Origin of the sequence: Undibacterium sp. Ji49W, from assembly GCF_049340205.1 — a bacterium.
GTDB lineage: Bacteria > Pseudomonadota > Gammaproteobacteria > Burkholderiales > Burkholderiaceae_D > Undibacterium.
This window is the reverse complement of sequence record NZ_JBMPOW010000006.1, coordinates 119,573-134,404: the sequence shown is the minus strand read 5'-3', so window position 1 is coordinate 134,404 and position 14,832 is coordinate 119,573. Positions and strand designations below refer to the sequence as shown.

Below are 14,832 nucleotides of genomic sequence, written 5' to 3'. Positions count from 1 at the left end.
GAGGTGCTGACGTGACACAGCCCAGACTCTTGATCAGTGATGGCCGCAGCCAGGCGCAACGTCGTTCGCCGGCCTTGAGCGGTGACTACTTCAAACTCAATGAAATGCGTTTTGAAGAATTGCTGACCATGGCAGTCGATTACGCCAGCATGGTCAAGTTCTATCAGCTTGATCTCAGCGAAGATGGCCACTGGCAGCAATATTTCCATGCAGATGAAGTCGTCTTGCTGGCGAATATCCTGTCGCTGGACCTGAAGCAACTGGCGATGCGCTTTGAACAAAGGCTACAAAGCTATAGCCTGGGCAAGGCCTGGTATCAGCATGACCTGACGATAGAGTTTCCACAAATCTGCTCTATCCCACTGGATTCGCCATTGCTGCTGGCACGGTTGCTGGAATACTGGCTGTCTTGCGCCAAGCGGACAGATGGCCGCACCGGTTATGAAATCACCAAATTACTGGAAAGCATACTGCGTGGTTTGAATAAGGAAATGCTGGCCATGCTGGAACTGGAAGCTGAAATCAGCGCCCAGGATGCCACCTCAGCGCGCGGCCCTTCTGCCTTGCCACTGTTGAATACGCTGGCAGTCAAGCCTGCCAACCTGCAGGATAAAAAAGCTGGCAGCGCACATACAGTCACCGAGACACGCAGTTATTTTCACGCGTTTTCACAAGCCATACAGATAGTTCAAAACGGCGTGCGACACCTGCTGCCACAATCTATGGCCAGTCAGGAACATGATCCTGGCAGCAGCCTGCTGATTACCTTCATACAATTGTTCCAAAAGCTGCAAATACGCCTGAATCAATTCGGGCAAGCGCATCTGGATTTTTATTATCATCAGATGCTGAAAATGGAGCAGCGCCCGCACCGCTCCGACTATACATTTATAGTTATCCAGCCGAAGCCAGGTGTACGCCAGATTTTTGTTGAAAAAGCCACTGAATTCATCGCCGGCATCGACAAGAACCAGCATGAAATCACCTATGCCAACGAAGAAGCGGTCACCCTGAATGATGCAAAAATCACGGCACTGCATACTCTGTTCTTTGACCAGCGCACGATAAATCGTCGTCTTGAATCAGTCTCCTGTCATACCCAGCCTATCAATGCACTGGCAGATGGCAGCGATGAAAAAGACCATGAGAAGCTACCACCGCTTCCATTAATGGGGGCGCCTAAACCTGGCGAGCGAAATTATGGTGCCACGGCAGCCAGATTCGGCTTTGCCATTGCCAGCAAGACGCTGTTATTGCGCGAGGGCCAGCGCCGCGTCCGCATTCTATTGCAATACCAAAACACGACTGATCAGACCATAGAAGATTGCCTGCGCCGTTTTGCACAGGAAAATGCGCACGAGTACGAGGCTTCACAGAGCGAAGCCGTGCGCATGAACGATATTTTCGTCAAGCTGCTGCGTGGCATGTTCCGTATTTCGCTGACCACGGCCACTGGCTGGTATCGCGTGACTGAATATCGTCCTGAATATACTGGCCTCAATCCCGCAATTGGCCGCGATTGTCTGTCCATAGAATTTTCCTTGCCACCTGAAGTTGCCGCCATTTGCAATTACAAGGCCAGCCTGCACGGCGATAATTATGAGACAGATTTGCCGGTGGCACGGTTTGAAATGACAGAAAACGAATATCGCTACCCCTATGACTTGCTGAAAAGCTGGGTCTTGCGCCACATCCGCCTGGAAGTTGATGTGCAGGGTTGCAGACAGTTATTGCTGCACAACCAGATTGGCCAGTTAAGTGCCATGTCACCTTTCATGCCGTTTGGTCCTTTGCCGAATGTCGGTTCCTATCTGATAGTCGGTTGTGAAGAAATACTCAGCAAACAACTGGATGATGCAGAAATCAAGGTGGAATGGAATGGTCTGCCCACCAACCTGGGGGGCATCGCTGCTTATTACCGTGGTTATGCGCATCCCATGAAGAGTGGTGAAGTGCTGGCCAGTGTTTCCGTCCTGTCCGGTGGCAAATGGATAAAGGGCCTTGAAGACATCACCCTGTTTGATGAAATGGCACGCGACGACGGCAGCCAGAGTAGTCAACTGGCACCTGACAGCGTGTTGTCGTACCAATCTGCGCTGCAATTTTATAAACCGCTTCCCTATAACACCAGTGATGCGGCACTACAAAATTTCTCTTACACACCAGCGACGATGGCTGGTCTGTTCAAGCTGACCCTGGAAGCACCTGAAGGTGCATTTGGGCACCAGGAATATCCCATGCTGTTGGCCCAGATACTGACCGACAACGCCAGACAAAAGAGAGCAAGTCTGGCGCAGGCCTTGCCCAATCCGCCCTATACCCCACAAATCAGTAGCATAGTACTGAACTACAAGGCACATTCCACCATCCGTTTTGAACAAAGCCGTTTGGTGGAACAAAGGGCAACGCAAGACAAGATGGTGCATCTGCACCCGCTGGGTACAGAAACCATGGTCGCCATCAATTCCCGCGCCATCTATCAAATACCGCAATACGATTATCCGGCCAATCTTTTCATCGGATTGCAAGGTACTGATCTGAGTGGCGCGCTGACCCTGTATTTTTATCTGCGTGAAGATTCTCTACCGATGACCCGCATCAAAGACAGCGGGCTCTCATGGTGGTACCTGTCAGGCAATAGCTGGCAAAAACTGGACAGGGCAAACATCATTGATGACTCTACCGATGGTTTCATGACCAGCGGTATCGTCAGCCTGAATTTGCCAGATGATATAAACACCAACAACACCATCATGCCTGCCGGTGTACATTGGCTGCGTGTTTCGGCCAATGAAGGCATGGAACGCTTTTGCAGTGTGTATTCTGTTTATGCACAGGCACTCGAGGTCACCTGGTGCGCCAACCAGGCAAACAAAGCCAGCGCGGTATTGCCTGCCATGAGTATCACCCGCAGCAAGCAAAATATCCCCGGCATTGACCGCGTCATACAAATACGTCATTCAGTAGGTGGAAAAAGTGCAGAAACAGTCAAACGTTTCCGTACCCGCGTCAGCGAAAGATTGCGACACAAGAACCGTGCACTAACCGCCAGTGATTATGAATTATTGATACTGGAACAGTTTCCCGAAATTCATAAGGTGAAATGCTTTGCCAACCTGTCCAGCGATATGGACCCAGCCAAACGCCTGCGTGGCGGTCAGATATTGATCGTCCCCCTGCCCTATCTGAACAAGGGTGGACACTTTAATCAGCGCCCTTTGCTGAGCGGCCACCTGATACATGAAGTACAACAGTTCATTGAAACCTGTGCCCCCCCTTTCACCAGGGTCAGCGTGGAAAATCCGGTGTATGAAGAAATCCAGATTCGTTGCCAGATCAAACTCAAGTCAGGGCTGCGTGGTGGCTGGTACAGCAATCAGATCAATCAGTATCTGTGTGATTTTCTGTCACCCTGGCATCCGGTCGGGTATCAACAGCATTTTGGCTGGTGCATACGTGAGCATGACCTTATTTCCTTTTTGCTGGATCTTGACTATGTCGAAGCAGTGACCGGTTTTTCCATGCTGCATATCACTCCAACCGGACAAGGCACTGACCTGCGTTTCAGGATGGATGACAATGCAAGAAATGAACATGGCGCAAAAAGTTTATATCCCATTTATCCGTGGAGTATTGCCGTACCCATGAATCAGCACTGGATTGTGTTGCAGGATGAATTTGAATCAGCCGATCCGAAACCCGTGGGTATCAATGAATTGAGAATTGGCTCCACCTTTATTATTCCGTCAAGGAAATAGTTATGAAAAAACGAACTCGAGCCATGCTGAGACAGCAGTTTGAGCACGGTAAAATGCCTACCGAGGATGACTTTGGAGATTTGATCGAATCCATGCTCAACATGCTCGACGAAGGCTTTGAAAAGTCCGCCACTGAAGGTTTCAAGGTTGCGCAGTTGGGCGATGGAAAATTGCTCAGTTTCTATCAGAATACGGTAGAAGGAACATCCTTGTGGTCCATGGGTCTGGACGTGGGTACGAATAACCTGAGTTTTCAGGCGGAAAAAAATCGCCCCTTGCTGACACTGGCCAGTCATGTTGATGATGACGGTGTCACCCATAGCCGCGTGGGCATACGACAAAGTACACCGCGACACGAGCTTGATGTGGGCGGCTTCATCGCCTCGCGCGGACGGGTCGGACGTGAAGGAAAAATGGCAGTTCCTGCCGATGGCAACTGGTACGACATCAGCGTGGCCATGACTGGTTGCCAGGCCTGGGAAGTTGTTGCCGGTGTGGGCGGCAAAGATGCCGAAGGTCGATATGCATTGATGCACGCCTTTGCCATGAATGCCTTCAATGCCAATCCGCATATCACCTACCATCAAACCCATTTTGGGAATAAATGCAGTCGCATAGAATTGCGCTGGATAGGCACTGACAGCAACTCGCCCTTTGAATTCAAATTGCAGATGCGGGTAGGCTGTACCTTTGGCAATGAGGTCTGGATCAAATACCACATGACACAGTTGTGGCTGGATACCCAGATGCTGGAAAGTGACCAGAAACCCAAACTGGCACCCCGCCCCCTGACACAGCCAGCAAAGGCAAAGAAGTGAACATAGCATGAACCCTATTCATATCACCATCTCGCTGGCGCAAGGCAACCTGATACTGGAAGGTCTGGCAGAAAGACCGTTCAAGCAGGTATTTGCGCTCATTGGAAGCCTTAATCAGCAGGCCAACCTGCTGCTGCCCCCTGGTAGCCCGGCCAAGGCAAATGCGGAATTTACATTTTCTGCCGCTGAATTGCGTCTCATCATAGAAGTATTGGGTGAAATGCCCTATAACCGCGTACATCAGTTAGTCCAGCAATTGCATTCGCAACTGAAATTGAGCGAGGTGCGACGACATGCTGGCTGATGACCACATAAAGCGCCTGCAGGCAGATCCTGATGGAATCGATTTTGATGGCTTTCGCCGTCAGGGTGTAGAACTGCTGCAAGCTTTATCTGGTCAGACATGGACAGACTACAATATCCATGATCCCGGTGTCACCTTGCTGGAAATGTTGTGCTATGGCCTGACTGATCTGGTGTATCGATCAGGATTTTCAGTAGCCGATTTCCTGACGCTGGAATCAGGGGGTATCAACTTTGAGCGCCAGGCGCTGTACCGACCACAGGATATCTTGCCGATTCGCCCGGTTACCGCCATCGACTATTGCAAGTTAATTTACGACCATGTGCCGGAAATTGATGACATCTGGATACAAACCGATAATCATGGTGAAAAACTGGAAGGCCTGTTTTCCATCTATGTCAAACTGCACCAGCCTTTGTCCGAGATAGAACAGCGCAGTCCTGAAGATGTCAGGCAAGACATCATTGCCCTGTACGCCAACAATCGCAATCTTTGCCAGGATCTGGACCAGGTATACATCGTCCAGACCGACATCTATTTCCTGTCTGGCGAAATTGAAATTGATGATAGCCGGCCAGCAGCTGAAATTTATGCCGACATCTATTTCCAGTGCGCGACCCTGATTTCTTCCGGTGCGCGCATTACCCGTTTTGAAGAAGCCGTAGCAGAAGGCAAAAGCTGGGAAGAATTACTGGACGGCCCTCTGACCCGGCGTGGTTACATTGATGACAGGTATTTTGCGCGTACGTCGCATAATATCGATGTCGTCAGCCTGATCGCGCTTATACGCCGCATGCCTGGGGTAAAACAGGTTCACCATCTGCAACTGGTCGATTCACAAGGTAAAAAATATGATCACCTTAACTTCAACCTGAAATCCAAGCGCTGCTCGGTATTGGGATTTCCACGCAATGTGGACCAGATGAATTTGATGCATCTGGTGTATACCCAGACCGGCAGTCAGCAGTTTTCCACACATCATCCGATCCGGCAAAAATTCATGCTGCCGCAGGAAGTCAGCCTGCTTGAGCAAGTGCGTCTTATACTGAAGAAGCATGAATTCAATCAACATGCTTTTCGCCGGCATGATGTGAACCTGGATGAGTTAATTGAGCTGCCACAAGGTGAACACCGCCCACTGCGTGAATATTCTTCGATAGCAGAACACTCTCCTGCCATTTATGGCATCAATCACTACGGTGTGCCCAGTTCGGAACCGCCAGAAGTGCACGCCCGTGCCAGGCAATTGAAGGGGTTTCTTTTTGCCTTTGAACAAATGATGGCGAATTACCTGCAGTCATTGCAGGGGATTCCTGATTTGTATTCCCTCGATACGGATTTAAAGCAAAGTTATTTTTCACAACTGCTTGGCAATCAGCAAATACCGCTGGTAGAGACTTTATATCGCAATACCTTGAGCCCCAGCCTGCCAGCTGAGATTCTGTCCAAATTCGACCAATTTATTGACCGCCGCAACCGCGTGCTGGATAGCATGCTGGCAATCTATGGCGAATCGTTCCCGGCAGACGCCCTGCGTCGTTTTAATGTGTACCACCATGAACACGACGATCAAACCGTCATAGACAGCAAAATCAGTTTTCTGGCACACATACGCGAATTGAGCGCGCAGCGTGGTGCGGCCATGAATGTGCACGCGCCGTATTGGACAGGCGCCAACAGGGCTTGTTTGCAGCATAAATTATTATTACTGCTGGGATGTACTGAGGCCAGCCTGGGTCGTTCTTTGACGGAGCATTTCTCATCCGCATCCCCGGCCTTTGTGAGTGCCAAAACCTATGAAAAAAAACTGGGAGAACACCCCAAATACAAGGCCAACGATAGCCATGTTTTGCCCCTGCCCCTGCAAAAAACCGGGGAAATAACTCAGATTAAACGCTTGCCTCACGATATGATCTGTGTGGAGTTGTTGCGTGCAGGTATAGACTTGCAGCGCTACCATCTGGTGGAACGCGCTGACAAAAAAGTCTGGCTATGCCTGGAAGTCGAGCCCGACAAGCCCATCTGGCATCTCATTCCACTGCCCAGAGATCAGGCTGTCAATTATGCGCATGGTTTGCGCCAGCGACTGGTAGAACTCAGTCAGCAAAGCGAAGGCCTGCATGTGCTTGAGCATCTATTGTTGCGCCCTGCCAGCCAGCAAGTCAACCGAGATGTTGAAGACGGTTTTTATGAACATCGCGTCAGCATAGTATTGCCCAGCTACACGGCACGTTTTGCCGATCCAGCCTGCCGGGCGTGGGTAGAAGAATTGATTGCACAAAATCTGCCTGCCCATATCCTGCCAGAAATACACTGGCTTGATTATGTCTACATGCACCAGTTTGAACAACGCTATAAAAACTGGCTGGAATTGCTGAATCAGACCCGCCGTTCAGGTCAGCCCGCGGAAGGGCTGGATCAGGCGGCAGATGACATCATGACCCTGCTGCGTATCGTCAGACAGAATTATTCACCACAGCATTGGTTATGATCATGAAATCATTCCATGCTATTGATGATCTGATATTTGATTTTTCATTTGCCCAGGGGCAGATGGAAGAATCAGCCCTGTCCGACTGGATCAGCACCAGCATACCTGCCCTGATTGATGAAGTGATGGAACAATCCGACACAGGTGCAGGTATTTATCGTATAGAAAAATTGGAAATTGATCTCGGTGAAATGACCGAAGAAGAATTACCAACAGAATTGCCACGACGCCTGTATGCCCAGTTGAGTTCCGCCTTGAGCATGCCACGTGAACAAGCCACTGAACCTAGCATTGTTGAAGAAGTTGCGGCTGACGACAGACAGTATCTCGAAGACTTCTTGCGCACGGGGCAATTGGCATGGATAGCATCTACTCATCCTCGTGAAGCGCACATACAGTTATTGGAGCGTGTACTCAAGAACAGCGATGCCGCAAACACCATGAAGAAGATAGTCGCCAACGAACAGATGCGTCTGCGCCTATTGCTGCAATTTGGTGAAAAACAGTTATTCAATGTACTTGAAAAATTACTCGCCGAATGGCCAGCACAGTTGTCGCATAAAGTGCAACAGTGGGCCCAACTGGAACTGACTTCCCACAGCACATCGACTACCGCTGCGCAAAATTATTGGCACTGGCTGTACCAGCTATCTGCCGGGCAAGTACAAGCAATGGATACAGCGCTGCATGCATGGTCTGTCAGCAGCAACAAGGCCAGCCATGAATTGCTGACACAGTATCAGCAATATCTTGAGAAAAACAGTCCCTCGCCAGGGCAGGAACAGATATCACTGTCCGTATTATTTGGCGACGAATTCATCACAAAAATGCTTGTCAAAAAAATACCTGACAGGAAAGGTATGGAAGGCAAGCAAGCAGGTATTCAAAGTCTAGAAAAAGAAATATCAGGAAAAGCCCTGGATTCCATCACCGATGAAGTCGCCAACAGACAAAATGAGACAACGCCCGCAGTGGCGGCGGTCGGCAAAGGGCAAAAACATCTGGCCAGCGATGCGATGACAAATCAGTCTGGCGATAATAACTCTCAAAAAAGTAATCGGGAGAAACCGAGCGACCTGACTGATACACCACAGGACACCATCAACGTTGATCAGCTGTATCAGGCTTTATGCGCAGGTGACTGGTCCGCCATAAAACCTCATTGGTGGCATTTGACAGGCAAGCATGCAGATTTATTGCGCCGCGCACAAGCACAGGGATGGACGCATTGGTTGCAAAATATCCCGGCGGAGCAGTTACGTGTCGCCAGCCAGATTTTGCAGCCACGGGCGAGCTGGGTGCTGGAAAGAATACTCAATCAATCCCGGTTTATCAACCCTGGCCAGGCAAAACTGTGGTTTGAACAAAGCCTGCCCATTTTGCTATCCGCCAAACCGTCCAGTCTGCAGCCAGATGCGCTATTAATACAGTTACCGCCGTTGCGCGATGTCGCTGCCGGCATGGAAGAATTGCACACATACCTGCCACAAATCAGCAATACAAAACAAACACCTGCAACGACTGGCCAGACAGGCTTGCTTGAACAGGAGGACGCTGACATCGATGCGCCATCGGTGGACAAGGACATCGTACTCGCCGGCAATAAAAAATCAGCACGCAAAACGGCCACAAAAAACAAAATAACGCCAGCAACATCAATAGAGATATCCAGCGACACTGGAACAGCCTCAGAAAAACCAGAAGTGCAGGCATCAAATCTGCCCGCTTCTACCGGTGATGCAACAACAGATAACGCAGCCATTAGCCTGACCCAGTTGTATAAAGCGTTGGAAAATGCCGATCTGCGTCAACTGAATCCTCATTGGGAAAGGCTGTTGCATCAGCATGGCGACATCATACGGCAAGCGCAGGCAAGTGCATGGCCTGCCTGGCTGTCAACACTGCCGCCACAGAAACTGCATGATCTTTGTCTTGTTTTACAAGCAAGCGCGACTTGCGACCTGGAAGAATTAATCGACAAACTGCCCGGCAAACTGCCATCCACTACCCGACAGGCTTTATTGGCATCTGCCGTCCCGCTGCTATTGCAAGCCGCACCTGACTCAGTACGCATGGCAGATTTGCTCAGGCAACTTCCGCAGTTGCGTGCTCTTGAACAAGACAGCATAGTCACGTCTCCAGAAACTACGGTGACAGATCAAGTGTCAAGAGCTACAGAAGCGGCCCATATCGATATGAATGCTGACACAGTTACTGCTACCGGCGCTCATGCATACAATGACAATGATCCAGACAGCAATACAAATATTCAAGTAAATGTCGACGCACCTGTCAATGCAAATGCCAATGCATATACCCATCTTAGTACCGACACAAATGTGGACATAAATGCCGCGATAGACATAGTTAAGCTCGGTGCCGCTGATACAGACACAGACACAGACACAAACACAAGCACAGACATAGCTACAGACAGCAAGCAAAATCCAGCAACGATTGAATTATCTGCATTGAGCAAACAATTTTTTGAGGCCTTGTCGGCAGTTGACATGGCTGCGATCATGCAAACCTGGACATCTGCAAGTACACAAAAGATAGACAGCCTGCGACAGGTATGGCTGCTGATTCGTCATCAACAGCGGCAAGAAATTCTGCAATCGCTTGATATCGTCGTATTGATGGAATGGGTGCAGATACTGCAACCACAAGCAATCCAACTGGCGACGGAATTAGGACAACAAGTCCGACGCCTTGCACAAGTTGTACAGGTGCTGCGCGCACACAAAAACAATCTGTTACCAATAGAAGTGTCAACGGCTTCAACAATTGGCATAGCAAGTAATACAGCAACTGAGGCAAAGGACACTGCAACAATTAATGCAGGGATTAATACAGAGGTTAATGTAAGAAGTAGTGCATCGATTGGCGCAGAAAGTATTCCAGTAACCAGGAACACTCCCAACGCAGCTCTGTCCACCGCCGAAATGGTAGAGCAATATGCCGAGCAGCTCCAGCGCAAAGCAATGCAGCACCTGTTGCAAGCCAATACTGAGCAGGCAGCTCCAGTAAACGTCATCCAGGCAATGCTGAGCGATCAGGAACATGCTGCTGACATCGTGCACATCTGGAAAAAACTACCGGATATGGAGCAACAGGCAAAGCAGTTACACCAGGCTTTGCAAAACTGGCCTATACCGGACCAGATCGCTACGACGAAAAACGCTGCAACACAGCAAGCTGATGTCGATGCCGATGCTGACGCCGATGCACCATCCTTTATGCAGGAACACGGCGATATACCAGCACCCACCGACATCAGGGAATCAGGAAAAAATCAGTATTTCTCCAATTTCCGCCTTTGGGTTCAGGGTCAATTATCTTTATGGACACTGGAACTCAGCAACGATCAATTGCAGCAATGGCTGAGATGGTGGTTTGCCAGCAATCCGCAACAAGGTCAGGGACAGGATCATCATCATCTGCTTTTCCGGGAGTCTGTCATTTCTTATTTTGAACAGGCAGAATACCCTGCCCTGTTCATGAAACTGGTATTGACACAGTTACAGCAAGACAAAGAAATTGACCTTGATCATTTACTGCAAGAATCCTTGAGCCTCGCCTCGCAAGAGGAGATCGTGCCGCAGGGTATGGTGCATACAGATCAGGCGGAAAGCCGGTTGCAGCCTGATATTCAGACTCATAATCACGTTCATAATCAGGTCCATGCGCAGACACAAAATACAGCAGCACCCGATATGGAACGTGAAACTGGCTTTGAAGCCAAATTTAACCCGGAGCTTAGTTCCGAACTTAATTCAGAACTTAATGCCGAGATTCGTTCCGAACTTAATTCGAAATTAGATTCTGAATCAGATTCCAGTGTAAATACCGAATTAACGCCTGAATACACATCTGCCCATTTATCCCCAACCATCAACCCTTTGCTCTCTTCAGATCTGGGCAAGCAGCTCTTGCTGTGGCTCACCAGAGAGCATCATGGCTCCGATGCCGCAAAGGATATATCAGATCAACAACCGGAATTTGCCAGCCTGCTTGTTCAACTAAAACAAGATAGCAGCATATTAAATGCATGTAACAGCGCACAACTGCATCAGTTGCTGCTGGATTACCTGGGTCTGGAATACGGCGATCAAACCAGACAGCACTTCCTGCAATCCATAGAACGCTATGCATTGCAATCGGCAGATTTACATACTTACTTAAGAATGGTCTTGCAAGACCTGCTGGCGCAAAAAATCATCGACCTGGAGCAGATACTGGCGGTAAGCCGGGATGCTGATATTCAATTGAAAGCACAACTCATCAGTGCGTATTGTTCGCACGAAGTTACTGACGAAGTTAAAGATGAAGTTCCTGCCATCAATCAATCCGGTCAGCCAATAGCGACGATACTGACGATACAGACGACCCGTATGCAGGAAACTTTATCCGGCCTGCCGCAAGTTAATCATAGTCAGGGTAGCAAAGACATTCCAGGTACGCCAACTGTTCCAGACATGCAGGACATCATTACCAAGGCGCAGGCATGGAACACACCTGCCCTGCATTTCTGGTTGTCACAGCTAATGGCATCCACACCTCAACTGCGGGCTACGCAGGTATGGCTGGCGGCATTGGAAACACAAATCAACCAGCTTGCCGGTGCAAAAAATGCAGCCCTGATACCGTATTTGTTATTGCAAATATTAATGCACAGGCAAACTGGTGAACAACAGCAACTCGCTTTCAGGCAGGCGATATTAGAGTACTTCCCTTATGGTGAAGAACAGCTTCAGGCTATTGCCGTATGGCTGAACAATGATGCGCAAGCGCTGGAATTGCAACAGAAAATTGATTTTTGCCTGACACAGGCCGATGCACAAGCTCGTGACATGGCTGTTCAGGGTGATGACACGATCGCAAATACAATCGCAGCCACAAGCTCAGAGCAATCAGAAAATACATCAGCCGACGAGACGGATGCAGAGCCACAAAAAGTGGCTGAAAGCCAGGCAAACGAATTACCCAGAGCCAGCGACGAACAGAGTGGTGACGCTCACGTCCTGTATGAAGCAGTTATACCCGGTGTGACACCAAGACGGTCTTCATCACCCGCAGAGGTGCCGCCAGACAGGTCCGTGCAGCAGCTCATGCCCAATCTGCCGCATCGCATTGCGCAGGCCATGCTGCAAGCAAATATGGATAGCCTGGCACCTGTATGGACGCACTTGATGACAGCAGAAAGAAACCTGCTCGAACAGGGGCTGCGTCGCTATATGGTACGTCCGGAAGAACAAAGACGCCTGCTGGCACAAACAAGCCACGACAAGCTCAGGGATTTGATCCATGTACTGCAACACCAGGCTGGTAGTATGCTCGATATCGTCTGGGCAAACTGGAATGCTTGCCAGGCAAGTGCCAATCCATCCGCCAGCGCATCTGCATTGAAAGAAAAATTACTGGCAGGCAGTTTCTCTTTCTTGCTGACATCCACGGCAGATACGTTTCATGCAGAAAACTTCCTGAGAAAACTACTTTTTGTCTTCATGCAGGATTCAAGTACCGATGCAGCCATGCTATCGCTTGCTCAATCCTGGCTTGCACACTTCAGTACCAGCAGACCAGAGCCACTATTCACTGCACTCAACACCATGGTGTACGGCCGCAGCTATTTGCGCGTATTGCGGCAACGCATATTGCCACCGGCAGATTTGCCACAGGCCGCCCTGCCAGCATCTGAGGCAGAAGACCATCCGGTTACGACAAAAGCAAAAGCAACGCCAGCGACGATGGACGACAACGAGACCAGCACCAGTCGTGAATTGATTATCTCCACGCTCAGCAATGAATTCCCGCAACTGATGCAGGAATTTCTGCAAGAACTTGAACAGACAAATCTGCATAATGCAAAATTTACACCAGAAGAGTGGCAGCACCTTTTATATGCAAATCTGAATCAATTTCCTCTCAAGCTACAAGCCAGTTTCTGGAAACAATGGGAAGAGAAATTTTTTCCTTCTGGAATACAGCGAGCCGCCTCAGACATGGGAATACCAGATCTGTCATTCCTGCCTGCGGGTCAGGCCCTGCTTTGGTCAGCCATACCAGAAGAAGCGTACAAAACCAGCCTGCAAGATTTATTATCCAAATCAAAACAAGTTGCAGAGTATGCTAGAGCCAATGCGGCAGCGGTCAGCCAGGATGCCCTACCCTCTACCGGCGTAACAGATAAAACACACAGCTATGCGGTGAAAAAAACCGCTACGCCTGCTACATCTGCTAAATCAAGTAAAGCGGCGGAAATACAGCAAATACAGGATGTACAGCAGACTCAGAAAGATCAGGTACGATCGGACGTGGAAAGACTGGCATTTATCCTGCAACGCCATACAGAACCGGATGCAGAACAAAAAACGATCTTTGTTTTGTTGACGCAAAAAATACTGGTAAACAACACAGAAACACTCAAGGCAATGGCCGGTGAAGTGATGATCAGCGCACTGAGCAGGCCACAAGGCCTGCGCCGCCTGCTAGATATTTTGCCACCTCTTGACCTTAAAAATTTTCTGGAAAAATTATTGCCAGCTTTCTCACAGAGATTATCATCGCTGTTCGTGCAACTGGAAACAGCCCTGGGGATAGCGATTCCGCCACTGGCCGGCTTTGTCTGGCGCATCGTGTACGAAAATGTCTTTGTCAGTCACATCACGCAGCCCGGCCCGGCATTTACCCAGGCCATGGTGCGTGGCCTGGCTTCCCACTATCAGGCAACAGATATTGCTGACTTGTTAAGCAAAACCGACGACGTGGCATTGCAAACGCACAGAGACGTGACAGACGCGCCGGTAAGATCAGCACATGCGGTTGAACAGAATACTCCTGTCTCAGAAAATAAATCCGGCGCTGCCAAGCCAGCCGAAGCCATTCAGCCGCGCAAGGACAGACCGCAATCCGGTGACATACCCGATCGTGCGGATATCAATGTAGACAATATCCATATACACAATGGTGGACTGATCCTGCTGGCGCCGTATATACAAAGACTGTTCGATATTCTGGAACTGACCAGAGACGGTAATTTTGTTGATGATCAAAGTGCGCAAAGATCCGTGCATCTGCTCCAGTTCATTGTTACCGGTGAACTGGAGACACCTGAATACCAACTGGTGCTGAATAAATTATTGTGTGGAATTAAGGGCGGCATACCGATATGCAGCGGCATCAGCATCCTTGACCGCGAAAAGGAAGTGATAGAGCAAATGCTGGAAGGCGTGATCGCCAACTGGGGAGCACTGGGTGGCTCCTCCATCGCCGCCCTGCGGGAAACTTTTTTGCAAAGGCAGGCGCATTTGTACCGGCAAGACGAGGCCTGGCACATGAAAGTGCTTCCAGGTACGTTTGACATGTTACTGGATCGCCTGCCCTGGAGTTTTGCCCTGACCAGGCTCCCCTGGATGGAAGAACCGATACATACAACCTGGCGCGGATAGACCAATTTGT

The 14,832-nt window shown here is 49.6% G+C and carries 5 protein-coding genes; all 5 read left to right on the top strand.

Going from position 1 to position 14,832, the window contains the following annotated elements:
- Window positions 1–11 precede the first annotated feature (11 nt).
- From ACO0LK_RS09305 to ACO0LK_RS09285, 5 genes are read left to right on the top strand one after another with little or no spacing between them, the layout of a single operon-like run.
- Window positions 12–3,758 carry a baseplate J/gp47 family protein gene (locus ACO0LK_RS09305; RefSeq protein WP_422974337.1) on the top strand — a complete coding sequence of 1,249 codons (3,747 nt, stop codon included), beginning with the start codon at window positions 12–14 and terminating at the stop codon, window positions 3,756–3,758.
- A gap of 2 nt (window positions 3,759–3,760) precedes the next feature.
- Window positions 3,761–4,576 carry a hypothetical protein gene (locus tag ACO0LK_RS09300; protein WP_422974335.1) on the top strand — a complete coding sequence of 272 codons (816 nt, stop codon included), beginning with the start codon at window positions 3,761–3,763 and terminating at the stop codon, window positions 4,574–4,576.
- 7 nt (window positions 4,577–4,583) lie between these two features.
- A complete protein-coding gene (locus tag ACO0LK_RS09295; RefSeq protein ID WP_422974333.1) occupies window positions 4,584–4,880 on the top strand; it encodes a hypothetical protein in 297 nt (98 codons plus the stop codon).
- Window positions 4,870–7,371: a hypothetical protein gene (locus ACO0LK_RS09290; RefSeq protein WP_422974331.1), complete on the top strand. Its 2,502-nt coding sequence runs from the start codon at window positions 4,870–4,872 to the stop codon at window positions 7,369–7,371. Before ACO0LK_RS09295 ends, ACO0LK_RS09290 begins: the two co-directional genes overlap by 11 nt.
- 2 nt (window positions 7,372–7,373) lie before the next feature.
- On the top strand, window positions 7,374–14,822 hold the full coding sequence (locus ACO0LK_RS09285; RefSeq protein WP_422974329.1) for a contractile injection system tape measure protein: 7,449 nt from the start codon (window positions 7,374–7,376) through the stop codon (window positions 14,820–14,822).
- Window positions 14,823–14,832 lie beyond the last annotated feature (10 nt).

What these genes read in the sequence shown, in the direction of transcription:
- ACO0LK_RS09300 (WP_422974335.1), top strand. Translation starts at nt 3,761, where the DNA reads ATGAAAAAACGAACTCGAGCCATGCTGAGACAGCAGTTTGAGCACGGT.
- ACO0LK_RS09295 (WP_422974333.1), top strand. Translation starts at nt 4,584, where the DNA reads ATGAACCCTATTCATATCACCATCTCGCTGGCGCAAGGCAACCTGATA.
- ACO0LK_RS09290 (WP_422974331.1), top strand. Translation starts at nt 4,870, where the DNA reads ATGCTGGCTGATGACCACATAAAGCGCCTGCAGGCAGATCCTGATGGA.
- ACO0LK_RS09285 (WP_422974329.1), top strand. Translation starts at nt 7,374, where the DNA reads ATGAAATCATTCCATGCTATTGATGATCTGATATTTGATTTTTCATTT.